This is a genomic window from Streptococcus danieliae (assembly GCF_013415245.1).
Classification (GTDB): Bacteria; Bacillota; Bacilli; order Lactobacillales; family Streptococcaceae; genus Streptococcus; species Streptococcus danieliae_A.
In genome coordinates this window covers 1-17,823 of sequence record NZ_JACBXX010000078.1, presented here as the reverse complement: position 1 = coordinate 17,823, position 17,823 = coordinate 1, and the positions used below count along the sequence as shown (strand labels likewise).

Here is a 17,823-nt window from a genome sequence, read left to right as displayed (position 1 = left end):
TTTCTTTTTTGGTTCACTTATTTTGATTCATCTGCATCGAAAGCCTCTTTTGCTTCCCGTGCAGCTTTTTCACGTGCTTTTTCCAAATCATCGACATGGATGATGCCATTATCTTCCCCTTCATCCAAATCACGCAATTCAACTTCTTGATCATCTTCATCAAGCACGCGCATATCTAGACCCAAGGATTGCAATTCTTTTACAAGAACGCGGAAGGATTCTGGAACACCTGGTTTTGGAATTGGATCACCTTTGGTAATCGCTTCATAGGCCTTAAGACGACCGTTCACATCATCTGATTTATAGGTCAAAATTTCTTGAAGAACATTGGAAGCGCCATAGGCTTCGAGAGCCCAAACCTCCATCTCACCGAACCGCTGTCCACCGAATTGTGCTTTACCACCCAATGGTTGTTGAGTAACCATTGAGTAAGGTCCAACAGAACGGGCATGGAGTTTGTCGTCAACCATGTGGTGAAGCTTGATCATGTACATGACTCCAACAGAGACACGGTTATCAAACGGCTCACCAGTACGGCCATCATAAAGGATAGTCTTGGCATCTGAGTCCATACCTGCTTCACGGACAGTATCCCACAAGTCTTGTGAGCTTGCTCCGTCAAAGACCGGTGTTGCAATATGGATTCCAAGGTTCCGGGCAGCCATTCCCAAGTGCAGTTCCATTACCTGACCGATGTTCATCCGTGATGGTACCCCCAATGGGTTCAACATGATATCAACCGGTGTTCCATCTGGAAGGTATGGCATATCCTCTACAGGAACGATCCGAGACACAACCCCTTTGTTTCCGTGGCGACCGGCCATCTTATCCCCAACCTTGATTTTACGTTTTTGGGCGATGTAAACACGAACCAGCATGTTGACCCCTGATTGAAGCTCATCACCGTTGGCACGGGTAAAGATCTTCACATCACGGACAACTCCGTCGGCCCCGTGTGGTACTCGAAGGGAAGTATCCCGAACTTCACGAGACTTATCCCCGAAGATGGCGTGAAGGAGGCGTTCCTCTGCAGAGAGGTCCTTCTCACCTTTTGGTGTTACCTTACCAACAAGGATGTCGCCTTCTTTAACCTCTGCTCCGATGCGGACAATTCCCATTTCATCCAAGTGGCTGAGGGCGTCTGGTCCGACGTTTGGAATTTCGCGGGTAATTTCTTCAGGGCCTAACTTGGTATCACGGGTTTCAGATTCGTATTCTTCCAAATGCACGGAAGTGTAGACGTCATCTTTGACCAAACGTTCACTCATGATAACGGCATCCTCGAAGTTATACCCTTCCCAAGTCATGTAGGCCACGATCGGGTTTTGTCCAAGGGCAATTTCGCCGTTTTCCATGGATGGTCCATCGGCGATGAAATCGCCTTTTTCCACCTTATCACCCAACTTAACCAAGGTCCGTTGGTTATAGGCTGTACCTGAGTTGGAACGACGGAATTTGGTTACTTTATAGATATCCAAGGAACCATCTTCACGACGGACTTCAACGCGGTCAGCGTCGGCATAGGTTACGACACCATCGTGGTTGGCGATAACGGCTGCACCAGAATCATGGGCAACTTGGTATTCCATACCGGTACCAACGTAAGGAGCTTTCGGATCAATCAATGGCACCGCCTGACGTTGCATGTTGGCTCCCATGAGGGCCCGGTTGGAGTCATCGTTTTCCAAGAACGGAATACATGCAGTTGCGACGGCAACTACCTGTTTTGGAGAAACGTCCATAAAGTCTACAGAGCTTGCTGCATACTCTTGGTTATTTCCGCGGTGACGTCCCATGACGATATCAGAGAGGAAGTGTCCTTCTGCATCCAAGGAAGAATTAGACTGAGCCACGATGTACTCATCTTCTTCATCCGCTGTCAACCATACGATTTCGTTGGTTACCAAACCTTTTTCGCGGTCAACCCGGCGGTAAGGGGTTTGGATAAAGCCGTATTTGTTCAAATGACCGTAAGAGGCCAAGTTATTGATCAAACCGATATTTGGTCCCTCAGGGGTCTCGATTGGACACATCCGACCATAGTGGGTCGCGTGTACGTCCCGCACCTCATAACCCGCACGGTCCCGCGTCAAACCACCAGGTCCCAAGGCAGACAAACGGCGTTTGTGAGACAACTCAGATAGCGGGTTGTGTTGGTCCATGAACTGGGACAACTGAGAAGATCCAAAGAATTCTTTAATGGCAGCAGTGACAGGGCGAATATTGATAATTTGTTGAGGGGTCAAGGCTTCATTATCCTGAACACTCATCCGCTCCCGGACATTGCGCTCCATCCGTGACAAACCAAGGCGAACTTGGTTGGCCAGAAGCTCCCCAACGGTCCGGATCCGACGATTTCCAAGGTGGTCAATGTCATCGATCCGTCCCATACCTTCAGAAAGGTTGAGGAAGTAGCTCATTTCCGCCAAGATATCTGCTGGAGTGACAGTCCGGACTTTTTCATCTGGATTGCCATTTCCGATAATCGTTACAACCCGATCAGGATCCACTGGTGATACAACCTTGAATTTCTGAAGGACCACTGGCTCGGTCAAGACAGCTGAATCATTCGGAATGTAAACAATCTTATTGAGATCGCCATCCAATTGCGGAGTCAACTGCTCGATTACGTCACGAGTCATAACTGTTCCTGCTTCAACAAGGATTTCGCCAGTCTCTGCATCCACTAACGGCTCAGCCAAGGTTTGGTTCAATAGACGCGTTTTGATGTTGAGCTTTTTATTGATTTTGTAACGACCAACAGCAGCCAAGTCGTACCGACGTGGATCGAAGAAACGCGCAATCAAAAGGCTACGAGAAGACTCTGCCGTTTTTGGTTCACCTGGACGAAGGCGTTCATAAATTTCCTTCAAGGCCTCGTCTGTCCGTGAATCCATTGGGTTCTTGTGCACATCTTTTTCAATACTGTTACGAACAAGTGGGCTATCTCCGAAGATGTCAATGATTTCATCATCACCAGAGAATCCAAGAGCACGAACAAGCGTGGTAAATGGAATCTTCCGCGTCCGGTCAATCCGTGTGTAGGCAATATCTTTTGAGTCTGTTTCCAACTCCAACCAAGCCCCACGGTTCGGAATCACAGTTGAACCGTAACCCACTTTACCGTTCTTATCAACTTTATCATTGAAGTAAACTCCAGGAGAGCGCACCAACTGGGATACGATAATCCGTTCAGCACCATTGATGATGAAGGTTCCCATTTCGGTCATGATTGGGAAGTCTCCAAAGAATACTTCCTGGGTTTTAATTTCCCCAGTTTCCTTATTTACAAGACGGAAGGTCACAAAAATAGGAGCTGAGAGGTTGGCATCATGTGCACGCGCTTCCTCAAGTGTATATTTTGGCTCCCGCAATTCGTATCCAACAAACTCCAATTCCATCGTATCCGTGAAGTTTGAAATTGGAAGTACATCTTGGAATACTTCTTTCAAACCATGGTCCAGGAATTCTTTAAATGAGTCTGTTTGGATTTCAATCAAATTTGGTAAATCAAGAACTTCTTTGATTCTTGAAAAACTACGACGTGTACGGTGTTTCCCATACTGAACTTCATGTCCTGCCAAGTTGCTAACTCCTTCTTTTTATTGGACGCAGGCTTGTGCCTAGCCGCTCCCCCATTGTCCTTTGCAATTTTCAGAAAATTTAAGAATAGATTACAATCCTCAAAAAGCCTAAAATTAGACACAAAAAGAGCAGCTAAATCGACTCGTTTTCGGAATGATTTAACTGCTGAAAGCCCCGACCGGACAATATTTCGGCAGAGCAAACGACAACTGATTCAAAAAATTATAGCATAAATAGGAACAAAGAGCAAGGGACTTGAACGGAAAATCAGAAACACAGCCTCCAAGTCTTTTACCTCCAAATACTCGGATCCTCCCCCGGTTGAAAGCCCTTTAATTTTTTCTGAGAATTGTCAGACAAATATTTGACCCTCTGCTTTTCTTATGCTAATCTTAACAATATAAATAGATTTTTTATTTCACCATAGATTTTGAGGGATAGTCCCAAAAGTCTATTCCCCTTTGAACCTCCTCTCCTATTCAAACTAGAGGATACTACTCATATAAGACCAGAAAGGAAGCCTCTAGCACCTTCCAAACAAAATTGAAATGTGTTAGAACAATTACATCCATGAACAAACCTCGTTTTTGGGCCGGGGCCTGCCTACTCCTCTGCCTCCTATCTCTGAGTATCGGAGTTGGCAGTTTCTCTTGGTCAGACTGGCTTTCCGGCAACCAAGCCAGCCAGCTCCTGCTCTTAGAATCCCGGATTCCGAGAACCATCAGCCTCGTTCTCGCTGGTGCCGGAATTAGCCTCTCCGGCCTGCTCATGCAGCTCCTGACCCAGAATTCTTTCGCAGCCCCGTCAACCATTGGTACAACGGATGCCGCCAAGCTAGGGATTCTCCTCAGTCTCTTCTTACCAGCCCCGACCGTCACTCAGAAGATTATTCTGGCCCTGGGCACCTCGCTTTTTTTTAGTATCTTTTTTCTGAAAATTCTAAGGAAGCTCTTTTCCAGCTCCCCCTGGCTCCTCCCGCTTGTCGGAATGGTCTATGGTGGCCTCCTCAGCGCAGGGGGACAATTCCTAGCCTACCAGTTTGAATTGGTCCAAAGTCTCAGCAGCTGGAGTCAGGGATCCTTTGCCATGATCCAAACCCACCAGTACGAGTGGCTTTTTGGTAGCCTCTTGCTGGTTCTGGCTAGCTCCCGCCTGGCAACAGCTATCAATATTATGGGCTTGGGGGCGGATACTAGTCAGAGTCTGGGAGTCCCTCAAAAGAAACTCGAATTCCTGATTCTGTTACTAATCTCGCTGACAACCAGTCTCACCATGGTCACTGTTGGGAGTCTGCCTTTTGTCGGCGTCCTGGTTCCCAATCTCGTTCGCCGTTACTACGGGGATTCTTTGGAAAAATCCCAGACCATCACGGCCCTGGCTGGAGCCTGTCTCCTCCTAGTCGCTGACATCCTTGCACGGACGATTATTGCCCCTTATGAAGTGGCCATCAGCTTGATTCTAGGAATCGCTGGTAGTCTCGTCTTTCTCGTATTAATTTGGAGGTCCTACCGCCATGCCAGCTATTCCTAAACCCACTACCAAGAGACTAGCCGGTCTTGTGCTACTTGCCCTCCTGTCCTCGCTTCTCTATCTCTTTTGGGATTGGACAGAGCTACCGGACTTCTTATGGCTTCTTCGGCAACAAAAGCTCCTAAGCTATGCCCTGGTCGCGGTGGCAACCGCCTTTGCGACCATCAGTTTTCAAACGGTGACCGGCAACCGCCTGCTCAGTCCCAACCTCTTAGGACTGGAAAGTCTCTTTGTCCTGATTCAGACAACAACCATCTTTTTCAGTCACAGTCTACTGGCCCAGCAACTCGGCCCCCTAGCGGAGTTTGGGGTCAGCTTGGGGATTCAGCTACTCTTTTTCCTCCTACTCCAGCCAGCCCTCAATCGCTTTTTGGAGCAGGATTTGACCCTAATTCTCCTAACCTGTATGGCACTGGGCACCCTCTTTCGGAGCCTCAGTACCTTCCTCCAGGTCCTCTTGGATCCCAACGAATTTGACCAGCTGCAGGCCAAGTTGCTACCTAGCTTTCAGCGTATCAACTTACCAGTGCTAGGACTGGCGGGGCTCCTGATCCTGTTAGCGGCCTTCTACTTGCTTCGCAAGGGATCCTTGCTCGATTTGTTGGCCCTTGACTTAGAAACAGCCGCGCTTTTGGGAGTTGATACCCAACTGATCCAAAAACAAGTTCTCTGGGCTGTTGTCCTACTTGTTGCCAGCAGCACCGCCTTGGTTGGGCCCCTTCTTTTCTTCGGCTTTCTTGTCTCCAATCTCAGCTATCTGTTCCTAAGTGATTACCACCATTCCTGGCTCTTCCCGATTGCCAGCCTGATCGGCTTTTGCCTACTCGTGTTCAGCCAATTCTTATCGGAGCAGATTTTCCAGCTACAGATTCCCAGTAACCAATTGATCGAGGTCATCGGAGGCAGCCTCTTCTTCTACCTCGTTTACAAGGAGAACACCAAACATGATTGATATTCAGAACCTGCATAAAAGCTACTGTAATCGACCGATTTTAGAGGACATCAACCTCACCATCTCGCAAGGCTGTTTTACCGCCTTTATCGGTCCCAACGGAGCGGGCAAATCCAGCCTACTTCGGATTCTCTGCCGCTTGGACAAGTGTAACCAGGGCCGCCTGGTTCTAAAAGGTCAGGAACTCCAGGCCTGGGGCTCGCAAGAGTTGGCCCAGGAGCTAACCCTTCTGCAACAACGGCTCAACATCCAGAGCCGGCTAACCGTCCACGACCTCGTAATCTTCGGCCGCTACCCCTACCACCAAGGCCGGCCCCGTCCAGAAGATGAAACCCGCGTCCAAGAAGTCTTGGACTATTTGGACATTAGCGACCTCAGCGACCGCTTCATCGACCAGCTCTCTGGAGGACAACTGCAGCGGGCCCTCATCGGTATGGTCCTGGCCCAGGATACAGAGCTCATCCTATTGGATGAACCCCTCAACAACCTGGACCTCAAGCAGAGCATCGCCATGATGGACCTGCTCCGCCGCCTGGTCGATGAGCTAGGCAAAACCATTGTAATGGTTGTCCACGACATCAATCTAGCCAGCCAGTATGTCGATGAAATGGTCGCCCTCAAGGACGGTCACATCTTCCATCGCGGACCGACCGAAGAAGTCATGCTCAAGCCGATCCTCGATGAACTCTACGACATGGATCTAACCCTGACCACTGTCCAGGGACGGACCCTTTGCACCTACCGCAACTAGAAAGGATTTCCACTTCTTATGACCAAGAAACTATTTTCTGCCCTCATCCTAGGGCTTAGCCTCCTCTTCCTTGCCGCTTGCGGACAAAAAAACGAGTCTACCGACGTCAAGGCTGAAAACACTGTCACCATCAACAGCAAGCAGGGTAAGGTTGAAGTCCCTCTCAATCCTCAACGCATTGTTAGTCTGGACCTGGGAGCGGCAGACACTCTCCGCGCCCTCGGCAAAGTAGACCAACTGGTTGGCCTTCCTAAAAAAGGCTTACCAAGCTATCTGCAAAACCTACCAGAAACCATTGAAAATGTCGGGAGCCTCAAAGAACCCGATTTGGAAGCCATCGCCAAGCTTAAACCAGATGTGATTATCGCTTCCAGACGGACTGAAAGTTCCCTCGACCAGTTGGCACAAATCGCCCCAACCATTTATTTTGACACTCCTAATACCGACTACTGGCCTACAACCAAGGCGAACATCCTAGCCCTGGCCAGCCTCTTCGGCCAAGAAACCGTTGACCAAGCCCAAGAAAAAGTCGTAGCCTTGGACAAGGAAATCGACCAACTAGCTGGCCTCAACGACAAATCGGATAAACAGGCCCTTACCCTGATGCTCAATGAAGGACAGATCTCGGCCTTTGGCCCAGAATCCCGCTACGCCTTCCTCTACGAGACCTTACATTTTAACCCAACAAAGGCAGATATTAAGGACTCTCGTCACGGCCAGGAAATCAGCTTTGAAGGCATCCACGAAATCAATCCCGACATGATCTTCGTCATCAACCGAACTCTAGCTATCGGCGGCGACGACACCACCACTAAAGACCTGCTGGACAATGCTCTAGTGCAGGAAACCAAGGCCGCTCAAGACAAGGCCATCGTCCAACTTAGCTCCGACGTCTGGTACCTCAGCCAAGGCGGACTCGAATCCACTGAATTGATGATCAAGGACGTCAAAGACTGGCCTGAACGGTAAGGTTTAGACTATCGAAAAACAGGAACCCAAGCGGATTCCTGTTTTTATATCTCTATCGGCCATTCCCTGTAGTTGGGCCGCCACCGCCGCGAACGGAGTTCCAGGCGGAGCGTTTATCGGCGTCGCTGCCGCCGACCATGAAGTTTTCAGTGGTAGCGGGGGCACCGTTGATGGCCCAGTTGCTGGTGACAGTCGGTCCGCTCAAGCCGGAGCCTGGGAGTTGGCCGGTGGCGCGAAGGACGGAGGACTGGATGACACTTGGGTCGAGGGTGAAGCGTTGGTCAGCTTTCCAGACGCTTGGGTCAGCCTGGTCAATGGCTTGGACCAGGTTGGCCATATATTGGGCATTGTTGTTGTAGCCGCTGAGGTTGGACATCGGCGAATTGTCATCATGGCCTGTCCAGCCACCTAGGGTGGCACCTGGGGTTGCGACCATGAGCCAGGCGTCGCCGTAATCGTTGGTGGTTCCGGTTTTACCGATCCAGTCAGCGCCTGCTAGGCCTGGATTAAGGCCTTGCAAGCGGGATTTGAAAGTTGTGGTCGTTCCTGAGTTCAAGACTCCCCGCAGCATGTCTTGAAGGATGGTCGCCGTTGCCGTGCTAAAGACTTGCACCGGCTCGGTTTGGTGTTCGTAAACCACTTGGCCGTCTGGTGTTTCAATGGAAGCAATCATGTAGCGTTCAATGTAGCGACCATTGTTGGCCAGGGTCTGGTAGCCATTGGTATGGCGGTCGACGGACACTTCAATTCCACCTCCCAGCGGGAGACTTTCGATATTATAGTCTGCAATCTCGTAGTTCATTTTTTCCATGTAATCCTGGACATCGATACCTTGCTCCCGCAAGAGGCGATAGGTCCAGTAGGCTGGAATATTCACGGACTGGTTCAAGGCGTCCTGGAAGGTCATCATGCCGGTTCCACGGCTGTTGACGTGCATAATCGGCTGGCCACTGGAGTAGTTGGTTGGGTAGTTGGAGACAATGCTGCCACTGCCCATCAAACCCTGGTCAATGGCGATACCATAAGGCAGGAGAGGTTTGATGGTTGATCCTGGTGAGCGGACAGTGTCAAAGGCATGGTTGTTCTGGTTGGACGCATAGTCCCGACCACCAACAAAGCCTAAAACAGCTCCGGTCTCATTGTCCTGCAGCACGTTCCCCATTTCAACACGGCCGGTTCCGTCATCAAGCACACCACCAAAGTTAGCTGCAGCTGCCTGCATGGCTTCATGAACGGCCTTGTTAATGGTTGTTTTGACAACATAGCCACCACTGCTAAGCTCTTGCTGGGCCAGTTTTTGGTAAGCCTGAACCGTTGCCTCATTTTTGAGCTCGCGTTCGGAAACCTGGTCCCGTTGAATCAGGTAGCTGTAGATCGCATCTTGGGCTTCAGCCAAGGCTGTGTGGTAGAGATAGTGGTGCATCTCTCCTTCGGTTGGCTCACCGGGACGGAAGTCCGCCTGCAGGTCATAATCCAGTGCTTCCTGGTACTCGGCTTCGGTAATTTTACCAGTCCGCAACATATTAAAGAGTACATTTTTTTGCCGCTCTAGCCCTAGCTCTCGGTTTTCTTCTGTTTTTAAGGTGCCATCAGAAGCATAGGGGGAATAAACAATTGGGCTCTGTGGTAGTCCTGCTAGAAAGGCTGCCTGGGGGAGATTGAGGTCGGCAGCGCTTTTGCCAAAAATCCCCTGGGCTGCCTCTTCAATCCCCGCTATATTTTGTCCCTTATAATTCCGACCAAAGGGAGCAATATTGAGGTAGGCCATCAAAATATCGTCCTTGGACATGGCTTCTTCAAGAGCCAAGGCGTCCAAAATTTCCGCGGCCTTACGGGAAAATGTCGGCGCATCACCGACCACCTGCTGCTTGATCAGCTGCTGGGTCAGGGTCGAGCCACCACTCGAGCTCCCTAGGCCTAAGACCGAGCCCAATGTCGCCCGTAGAACAGCCTTGGGAACGATCCCATCGTGCTCGTAGAAATTCTCGTCCTCGGTCGCAATCACAGCGTCTTGAACCGAGCGCGACACCTGATCCAGGTGGATTGGCGTGCGCAGGAGGTCACTGTCAATCTTGTCAATCAAGCTCCCATCCGCATAGCGGAGCTCGGACTGACCAGCCACCCGCGTTACCTGCTGGGCCAACTCTGGCCCCTCCAGCACCTGCGCTGTTTGAAAAAGGCTAACTGCGTAGCCCAGACCAGCCCCGGCCCCCAGCACTAGAAAGCCCCAGAAAAAGGCCAGCAACACTTTTAAGAGCAAATACTGCACCTGAAAGACCGTACCCAGACTATCTCTCCAGGTCCAGGCCTCCTCATCTCGATTCTTTTTAGCTTTGTGTTTCACGTTTTACCTCATACTATTTTCAATCAAAAATCATTACTCAAACTATTTTGAATTCAAACGAATCAGCGAGACGCAGGCATAACTCAAGTTAGGCAAGTCGAAGCTGACGACGTGTGAAGAAAAATAAAAAGAGTAGCACTTTTTATACCTAGCCCAATTATAGCAAAATGCCCTCGCTCTTTTCAATCAACCCTTATTTTGTTAAACTGTAATAAGTAAAATGAAACAAAAAAGGAGTCAGACATGCACATTTTTGATGAGCTGAAAGAAAGGGGCTTGGTCTTCCAAACAACGGACGAAGAAGCTCTCCGCAAAGCACTAGAAGAGGGACAAGTTTCCTATTATACAGGATACGATCCTACCGCAGATAGCTTGCACTTGGGCCACTTGGTCGCTATTCTAACCAGCCGTCGGCTCCAATTAGCCGGACACAAACCCTACGCCTTAGTCGGTGGTGCAACTGGACTCATTGGTGACCCTTCTTTTAAGGATGCCGAACGCAGCCTCCAAACCAAGGAAACCGTTGATGGCTGGGTTGCAAAAATCCAAGGGCAACTCTCCCGCTTCCTCGACTTCGAAAACGGAGCGAACAAGGCTGAAATGGTCAATAACTACGACTGGTTTGGCAGCATCAGCTTCATCGACTTCCTCCGTGATGTCGGGAAATACTTCACCGTTAACTACATGATGAGCAAGGATTCCGTTAAATCACGGATTGAAACCGGCATCTCCTACACCGAATTTGCCTACCAAATCATGCAGGGCTATGACTTTTACACCCTCAATCAAGAGCACAAGGTCAACCTCCAAATCGGCGGCAGTGACCAGTGGGGGAACATGACCGCAGGAACTGAACTGCTTCGCCGCAAGGCCAACCAAACCGGCCACGTACTAACAGTACCCCTCATTACCGATGCTACTGGTAAAAAATTCGGAAAATCCGAAGGCAATGCCGTTTGGTTGGATGCCAGCAAAACCAGCCCTTACGAAATGTACCAATTCTGGCTCAATGTTTTGGATGACGATGCCGTTCGCTTCTTGAAAATCTTCACCTTCCTTTCATTGGAAGAAATCGCCGAGATTGAAAAAGAATTTCTCGCAGCTCCCCACAAACGCCTGGCTCAGAAAGTGCTGGCTAAGGAAGTAGTCAGCCTCGTTCACGGACCGGAAGCCTACCAACAAGCCCTCAAAATCACAGAAAGCCTCTTTTCTGGTAACATCCAAGAACTATCTGTATCCGAATTGATGCAGGGCTTGGGCGACGTCCCTAACTACCAAGTAAGCTCAGAGGACAGCTTGAATCTCGTGGATATCTTGGTAACAGCTGGAGTTTCCCCATCCAAACGCCAAGCCCGCGAAGACGTCACCAACGGAGCTATTTACATCAATGGAGAGCGGATCCAAGATCTGGACTACCAGCTTGATCAGAAAGACCGCTTGGAAGGCCAACTAACCGTCATCCGTCGGGGTAAGAAAAAATATTCAATCCTAACATATGCATAATTCTCGAAGGAGGCTAGGACAAAAGTCTGGCCTCTTTTATTCTGATAAGGCAGGTGCTGATTGAGTCTACCTGCCAAGCAAACTGCAATCAGGCCTTATCAGATGAGTCTATTCGGAAACTTACTGGAGATTTTTATGTACCCACCGAAACTTCAACGTTTTACCGCGACGGACCTACTCTTCACCTGCCCCCTCTGCCAAGAAGGTTTACAGTTACAGGAGCGCAGTTTGGTTTGTCGCAACCGACACAATTTTGACCTGGCCAAACAGGGCTATGTCAATCTCGCCCCAAACGCCAAGGTTTCCCAACACTACCAAAAAGAGTCCTTCCAAGCTCGGCAATTGGTTCTGGAAGCTGGGCTTTACGACCATGTCTTGGCGGGACTGGACCAGATGGTCACAAAACTGCAACCTGCTTCCCTCTTGGATGTAGCCTGTGGTGAAGGCTTTTACAGCCGCCAACTAGAAAGTCGGTATACTGGCAACTACTATGCCTTTGATTTGTCCAAGGACTCCATCCTTTTGGCCAGTAAGGCCGATAGCCGGCAGCAGGTTAAATGGTTTGTGGCCGACTTGGCCAAAATCCCCTTGGCTGATCAGAGCCTCGATGCTATCTTGGATATCTTTTCTCCTGCCAACTACCAGGAGTTTAAACGCCTGTTAAAGCCCACCGGAAACCTCCTCAAGGCTATTCCTGGATCCCAGCATCTGATTGAAATTCGCAAGATTCTTGGGAAAGAGGCTTATCAACCCGAGGACATCGACCTTTACCTGAAGGAGCAGATGCAGATCCAAGATCAGCTGGAATTGACAGCGACCTACACCTTGACACCAGAAGTCCGGGAGGCACTCTTGACCATGACACCCCTGCTCCAACAAGTCCGGCTGGAAGACTTCGACTGGACCCAGCTGACAGACATCACCATTTCCGCCACCCTCTACCAAGCCCAATTTTAGAAAGGACGCTCATGAAATTTTACGCCATCAAAAAAGGGCGCCAGCCAGGCATCTACACCACCTGGCCCGACGCCCAAAAACAAGTGCAAGGCTTCTCTGGAGCCAAATACAAATCTTTTACCAGCCAGGAAGAAGCCCTAGCCTACATGGAGGAGCAACCGCAGGCTCCGATCACCGATAATCAACTTGTAGCCTATGTGGATGGATCCTATCATAAGATCAAGAAGGCTTATGGATCTGGCGTCGCCTTCATCTTCAACGGCCAGGAAATCGAAAGTCTCTCCTTCTCAGGAAACCGTGACATCTTCTTAGAAGCCCACCAAGTTGCCGGCGAGTGCTTGGCCAGCCTGGCTGCCATCAAATGGGCCCTGCTCCACGACTACCCCAGCATCACCATCTGCTACGACTACCAGGGCGTCGAATCCTGGGCCACCGGCGAGTGGCGCACCAATAAGCCAATCTCTCAAGCCTACAAAAAAGAGTTCGACCACTTCAGCCAAGAGATCCAAGTCCACTTCCGTAAGGTTCACGCCCACAGTGGTGACCCTCTTAACGACCGGGCTGATCAGCTGGCTAAAGCCGCCCTCGGCATCACAGTCTAATTCAACGTCCAAGATGTAACCAGACACCCTAGCCTTCATGCGGTAGATGTCCGCATGAGAGTTGTGGTGTTCTTTTTTACTTCCTAATGACGATGGGACTGTGCCTTTACAAACGATATTTTCTAAAATAGTAATGGGTTCATGCTTGATTTTTTTGATGATATCCTGTAAACTAAATATGTAGATGAGTAGTCGGCTCATGGTCAATCTGATAGTAATCTTGGACATAAGGGCCAAGCGGTGGCGGACACCAGAACGAAATCCGATAGTAATCTTGGACATAAGGGCCAAGCGGTGGCAGACACCAGAATAAACCGACTGACTAAGTGGCTTACAAATTCTGTAAGCCACTTTTTTGCGAGGTAAATATGACAAAATCTAAAGACTATCGTAAACCAAATTACAATGAAAAACGAAAAATTCGGAATTTCATGATACCACTTCAGAATGCAGCTTCTTTTCTGAAAGAACACTTTATCGGGAAAATCATGTCTTATCAAACTGAAACAAAGAAGGTTGATATCCATTTTTTACCAAGTAATTTTATGCATTTATGCGGGCTAGAATATCAAAAAGGGGCTAGTAGTTTCTTTGATGATTGTTTGAATAAACATATCATAATTGATGACTTGAACATTAAAAGAGATGGAACTACAATGCAAAAGTTACAAGTTTTAGGATCCATTCAGGAATTATTGGGAAAGCATGTGCAACTGACTGGATCAGGACGCTATTTATATCTAGAATTTGACTATGCTTTGCGGATAAAGAAACAGATTCTAGCCCTAACTTTAAAAGATACTCCAACAAAAACTATCCCTCAATCTTTGTTAGATCTGAAAAGGAAAGCTGTTTTTCCAAAGGGAGAGAAGGTCATCTCGATTTATTCCCGTCATCTCCAAACTTCAGAAGTTATCCAATACTATGGTGAATAGGATTTATACTACTTCTTCCAATCTAAAATCATAACTCAAACGAGCTAGCGTCATTTGATGACTGGTAGTTCAACTATTGAAATTTTCACATCCAAGCAGAATACAAAAAGAAAGATGCAAGCTGTCCCAATCTTAGACGGGGCAGCTTGCATCTTTTAATTTTTTACACAGTTTTTTCAAGCACTTACCTGCTAATTCCCACCTGCTAGGCCAACCACCTTATAAGGCAAAGGCCCTAGAGCTTCTTGGTACTGGTCGGAAGTGTAGGCTTCTTGGGTGTCCACGCGGGCCACTGAGTCCGCTAGGTTGACGGTAACCTGGGACACTCCTGCTAGTTTGGAAAAGGCCACTTCCACATGGTGGGCACAGTTTTGACAGCTAAGTCCCGCGAGTTGAATTTCTTGTTGCATAGGATTCTCCTTTATTTCCAGTTGAGACGAAGGGCGTTTAGAACGACGGAGACAGAGGACAGGCTCATGGCTAGTCCTGCCAACATGGGATCCAAGAGGGGGCCACCGAAGAGATAGAGGAGGCCCATGGCAATTGGGATTCCAATGATGTTGTAGATGAAGGCCCAAAAGAGGTTTTCTTTGATGATGCGCAGGGTAGCCCGACTGAGGCTGATCGCATCGGCTAGACGGACCAGGTCTCCTTGGAGAAGCACGAGGTCGGAGGCATCCATGGCGATGTCGGTTCCGGTGCCCATGGCGATCCCCACTTCGGCTTGTGCCAGGGCTGGCGCATCATTGATACCGTCTCCAACCATGGCGACAACTTTGCCTTGTTCTTGGTAGTGGACAACTTGAGCAGCCTTATCCTGGGGTAGGACCTGGGCCACGACCTTGGAAATTCCGACTTCCTCCGCAATGGCCCGAGCTGTGGCTTCCTTATCACCGGTTAGCAGCACCACTTCCAAGTCCAGTTGCCCTAGCTTGGAGATGGCTTGGCGGCTGGTCTCCTTAATCGGATCGGCAACTGCCAAGGCTGCCAGCAAGACGCCTTCGCGGGCCAGTAGGAGACTGGTCTTACCGGCCTTTTCCCAAGGCTCGAGGTCTAACTCCTTAGCTAGCACCAGCCCCTCTTCTTCTAAATACCGCTTAGTCCCAACCAGCACGCGCTGGCCGTCCACTTTGGCCTCGATGCCGCGCCCGACGTGGGCCTGGAAGTCCGTTGTGTGGCGCAAAGCCAGGCCTGCTTCGGTTGCTGCCTGAACTAGAGCCTGGGCAATCGGATGTTCGCTATGGCTTTCGGCGGAAGCGAGAAGGGTTAGTACCTCTTCCCGCGACTCCCCTGCCCAAAGCTCTAAATCAGTCAGCTTCATCTGGCCAGCTGTGACCGTCCCTGTCTTATCCAAGAGCACCGTATCCACCTGGGCCAAAGCTTCCAAAGCCGGACCGGACTTGAGCAAGATTCCTTTTTGAGCACCCCGCCCAGTAGCTACCATCATGGCTGTCGGTGTCGCCAAACCAAGAGCACAAGGGCAGGCAATCACCAAAACAGCAATAAAAATTGAAAGGGCAAACTCCAGACTTGCTCCGGCCAGGAAGTACCAGCCCAAACTGGCCAACAGAGCTAGTCCTAGAACCAGGGGCACAAAGTAACGTGCCAGCCGATCGGCCAAGGCGGCAATCGGAGCCTTCTGAGCCTGGGCCTCCTCAACCAGCTTGATAATCTGCGCCAACAGTGTCTCTCCTCCGACATGGGTCACCTCATAATCCAGACTCCCTGTCTGATTCAGACTTCCTGCCCAAACCGCTTGCCCTTCCTCCTTATAAATAGGAAGACTTTCCCCTGTCATCATCGACTCATCCACATAGCCCGATCCAGACAAGACAGTCCCATCCACAGGAAAGGAATCCCCCGGTAGGACCCGAACCCGATCTCCGACCTGCAAATCCTTAGTCGCAACAAACTCTAGCCCGTTCGCTCCGATTCGCCGTGCTTCTTGCGGGGCTAACTGACCTAGCCCTTTTAGGGCACGGGAAGTCGCTTGTTTGGCCCTAGCTTCTAAATATTTTCCTAAAAAAACAAAGAAAATAATGGTCGCAGCCGATTCAAAATAGAGGTGGTGTGCAAAATGGCTTTGCCCCTGCAAAACCTGCCAGCTGCCATAAGTGGAGTAAAGGTAGGCGGCAGCTGTGCCCAGGGCAATGAGGCTGTCCATATTGGGGTGGCCCTGCCAGAGATTGCGGAAACCCCGCTGGTAAAAACCGCGTCCCAGATAAAGGACGGCCGTGGTCACCAGCCATTGAAAGAGGACAAAGGGGCCTGCTGCTCTCAGAAAACTAGGAAGGGGCAACCCCCACATAGCACCCATAGCCACATAGAGCAAGGGCAGGGTTAGAGCCGCCGTAGCCAGCAAGCACTTGCGTTCAGCCTCCAAGCGACGCTGCTTGTCTGCTTCCTGCAACTGGCCTTGATCCGCATCCCACTCCAGCTGCTGCTCTTTGAGACTATAGCCCAGACTGGCCACCGCCTCTTCCAAGACCTGAGCCTTAAAATTCCCTGTGGTTTTTAAGGTTAACTTTTCTGTCGCCAAATTGACCTGGGCAACTTCTACCCCCTCCTGTTGGCCCGCCACAGTTTCCACCGTTAGGGCACAGGAAGCACAGGTCATGCCGCTCACTTGGTATAAACGTTCTTCCATTCTAATCTCCTTCTAAGCATGGCAATCACACTGACCCGGCAAACAGTTGCAGGTCAAGCTCACTGGAGCCGTCGCCTGGGCCTCCTGGGCCCAAGCAATCAAACGCTCCAAATCCGACTGGGTCAGACTGGCATGCTCTAAAAGCTGCAAGAGGTGCTGACCGTGCTTGGTCTGGCACTGGTTGGCCAACCATTCCTGGCCCAGCTTTTCTAATTCCTGTCCCTCACTAGCTAAAGCTCGGTAAACAAAACGTTTCCCGTCAGCCTGAGCCTCAATCAGCCCCTTGTCTTTGAGCCGGGTTAAGAGGGTCTTGACCGTGCTCGGTTTCCAGTCAAAATCCGCTTGCAGGAAGTCGATAATCTGACTACTCCCACTGCCTGGATGAGCCCAAAGGACCCGCATGACCTGCCATTCGGCCTGTGACATGATTGCTTTCATGGTTGCTCCTTTTTTGTTTACAAATGTAGTCTATATTTTCAGTTTACATTTGTAAACAAAAAATGTCAAGAAACTCGATTCATGTTTCTAAAAATAGCTTCTCACTCCCACTCCTGTCAGTGGCAAATAAGCTACTTTTACGTTATTATAATAGTAAGAAGTTCTTATAATTCGGAGGTGACCTATGCGACATCTAAAAATCCTAGCCTGCTCCCTCTGCCTGTACGCAATTTTAGGATTCCTGCTACAAACGCTTAATCTCTTGTCCTTCCACTTTAGCCCTTTCAGAGTGCTAGCCTATGCCCTGGGGAGCCTGCTCTACTCTTTTTATCTCCAAGAAGAGAAAGCCTATCTCCTAGTCCTTGCTGCGATCGCTTTGATGCTGGGGTTTACTCTTTAAAACCTATCCCCTACCGCAAACATCGGTAGGGGATTCTTGCTTGTTCTTTGCGGACTCAAGCTAAATTTCAAGTTGAAATTAGCCACCACTAAGAAATTCCTTTGGTGACTTGTAGTCCAAACATTTTTTAGGATAATTGTTTATCCAATTTTCAATAAAAGCGACTTCTTTGGGAGTTGTTTCTTTGGTCCCTTTTGGTAACCACCTGCG

14 protein-coding genes and 1 pseudogene are annotated in these 17,823 nt (G+C 49.6%); 9 read left to right on the top strand and 6 right to left on the bottom strand.

Translation table 11 applies throughout. The features are described from left to right. Positions 1 to 17: 17 nt before the first annotated feature. A complete protein-coding gene (rpoB, locus tag HZY94_RS02755) occupies positions 18 to 3,584 on the bottom strand; it encodes a DNA-directed RNA polymerase subunit beta (protein WP_179924923.1) in 3,567 nt (1,188 codons plus the stop codon). Positions 3,585 to 4,155: 571 nt separating this feature from the next. Between rpoB and HZY94_RS02750 the strand changes: the two genes are divergently transcribed. From HZY94_RS02750 to HZY94_RS02735, 4 genes are read left to right on the top strand one after another with little or no spacing between them, the layout of a single operon-like run. Then, positions 4,156 to 5,115: an iron ABC transporter permease gene (locus HZY94_RS02750; protein ID WP_179924922.1), complete on the top strand. Its 960-nt coding sequence runs from the start codon at positions 4,156 to 4,158 to the stop codon at positions 5,113 to 5,115. Next, positions 5,099 to 6,067, top strand: a complete 969-nt coding sequence (locus HZY94_RS02745; protein WP_179924921.1) for an iron chelate uptake ABC transporter family permease subunit — start codon at positions 5,099 to 5,101, stop codon at positions 6,065 to 6,067. The genes HZY94_RS02750 and HZY94_RS02745 overlap by 17 nt, the downstream gene beginning before the upstream one ends. After that, on the top strand, positions 6,063 to 6,818 hold the full coding sequence (locus HZY94_RS02740; protein WP_303976779.1) for an ATP-binding cassette domain-containing protein: 756 nt from the start codon (positions 6,063 to 6,065) through the stop codon (positions 6,816 to 6,818). Before HZY94_RS02745 ends, HZY94_RS02740 begins: the two co-directional genes overlap by 5 nt. Positions 6,819 to 6,836: 18 nt before the next feature. Beyond that, positions 6,837 to 7,787: a siderophore ABC transporter substrate-binding protein gene (locus tag HZY94_RS02735; protein ID WP_179924919.1), complete on the top strand. Its 951-nt coding sequence runs from the start codon at positions 6,837 to 6,839 to the stop codon at positions 7,785 to 7,787. Between the two features lie 52 nt (positions 7,788 to 7,839). Here HZY94_RS02735 and HZY94_RS02730 read toward each other — a convergent pair whose 3' ends face one another. Next, on the bottom strand, positions 7,840 to 10,131 hold the full coding sequence (locus HZY94_RS02730) for a transglycosylase domain-containing protein (RefSeq protein ID WP_179924918.1): 2,292 nt from the start codon (positions 10,129 to 10,131) through the stop codon (positions 7,840 to 7,842). A 243-nt stretch (positions 10,132 to 10,374) separates the two neighbouring features. On the opposite strand from HZY94_RS02730, the gene tyrS reads away from it, so the two are divergent. The 4 genes from tyrS (at position 10,375) to HZY94_RS02710 (ending at position 14,128) form a co-directional block, all read left to right on the top strand. Next, entirely contained in the window at positions 10,375 to 11,634 is a 1,260-nt protein-coding gene (tyrS, locus tag HZY94_RS02725) for a tyrosine--tRNA ligase (RefSeq protein WP_179924917.1), read from the top strand. 135 nt (positions 11,635 to 11,769) lie between these two features. Further along, positions 11,770 to 12,591 (top strand): putative RNA methyltransferase, encoded by an 822-nt coding sequence (locus HZY94_RS02720; RefSeq protein ID WP_179924916.1) that lies wholly within the window; start codon positions 11,770 to 11,772, stop codon positions 12,589 to 12,591. A gap of 11 nt (positions 12,592 to 12,602) precedes the next feature. After that, positions 12,603 to 13,193, top strand: coding sequence for a ribonuclease H1 domain-containing protein (locus HZY94_RS02715; RefSeq protein ID WP_179924915.1), 591 nt, complete (start codon positions 12,603 to 12,605; stop codon positions 13,191 to 13,193). A gap of 368 nt (positions 13,194 to 13,561) precedes the next feature. Further along, on the top strand, positions 13,562 to 14,128 hold the full coding sequence (locus HZY94_RS02710) for a PBECR4 domain-containing protein (protein ID WP_179924914.1): 567 nt from the start codon (positions 13,562 to 13,564) through the stop codon (positions 14,126 to 14,128). Between the two features lie 191 nt (positions 14,129 to 14,319). On the opposite strand, the gene HZY94_RS02705 is transcribed toward HZY94_RS02710, so the two are convergent. The 3 genes from HZY94_RS02705 to HZY94_RS02695 are packed head-to-tail and all read right to left on the bottom strand — an operon-like array spanning position 14,320 to position 17,213. Then, complete coding sequence (locus HZY94_RS02705) at positions 14,320 to 14,538, bottom strand: heavy-metal-associated domain-containing protein (RefSeq protein ID WP_179924913.1); 219 nt, start codon at positions 14,536 to 14,538, stop codon at positions 14,320 to 14,322. 11 nt (positions 14,539 to 14,549) lie between these two features. Further along, positions 14,550 to 16,775: a heavy metal translocating P-type ATPase gene (locus HZY94_RS02700; RefSeq protein WP_179924912.1), complete on the bottom strand. Its 2,226-nt coding sequence runs from the start codon at positions 16,773 to 16,775 to the stop codon at positions 14,550 to 14,552. A gap of 12 nt (positions 16,776 to 16,787) precedes the next feature. Then, the gene (locus HZY94_RS02695) at positions 16,788 to 17,213 is read right to left on the bottom strand and encodes a CopY/TcrY family copper transport repressor (RefSeq protein ID WP_179924911.1); all 426 of its coding nucleotides are present in this window, start codon (positions 17,211 to 17,213) and stop codon (positions 16,788 to 16,790) included. 184 nt (positions 17,214 to 17,397) lie between these two features. Between HZY94_RS02695 and HZY94_RS02690 the strand changes: the two genes are divergently transcribed. Continuing rightward, positions 17,398 to 17,613 carry a hypothetical protein gene (locus tag HZY94_RS02690; protein ID WP_179924910.1) on the top strand — a complete coding sequence of 72 codons (216 nt, stop codon included), beginning with the start codon at positions 17,398 to 17,400 and terminating at the stop codon, positions 17,611 to 17,613. Positions 17,614 to 17,691: 78 nt separating this feature from the next. On the opposite strand, the pseudogene HZY94_RS02685 reads toward HZY94_RS02690, so the two are convergent. Next, positions 17,692 to 17,823 (bottom strand): annotated as a pseudogene (locus HZY94_RS02685) (IS30 family transposase); the annotation flags it as partial.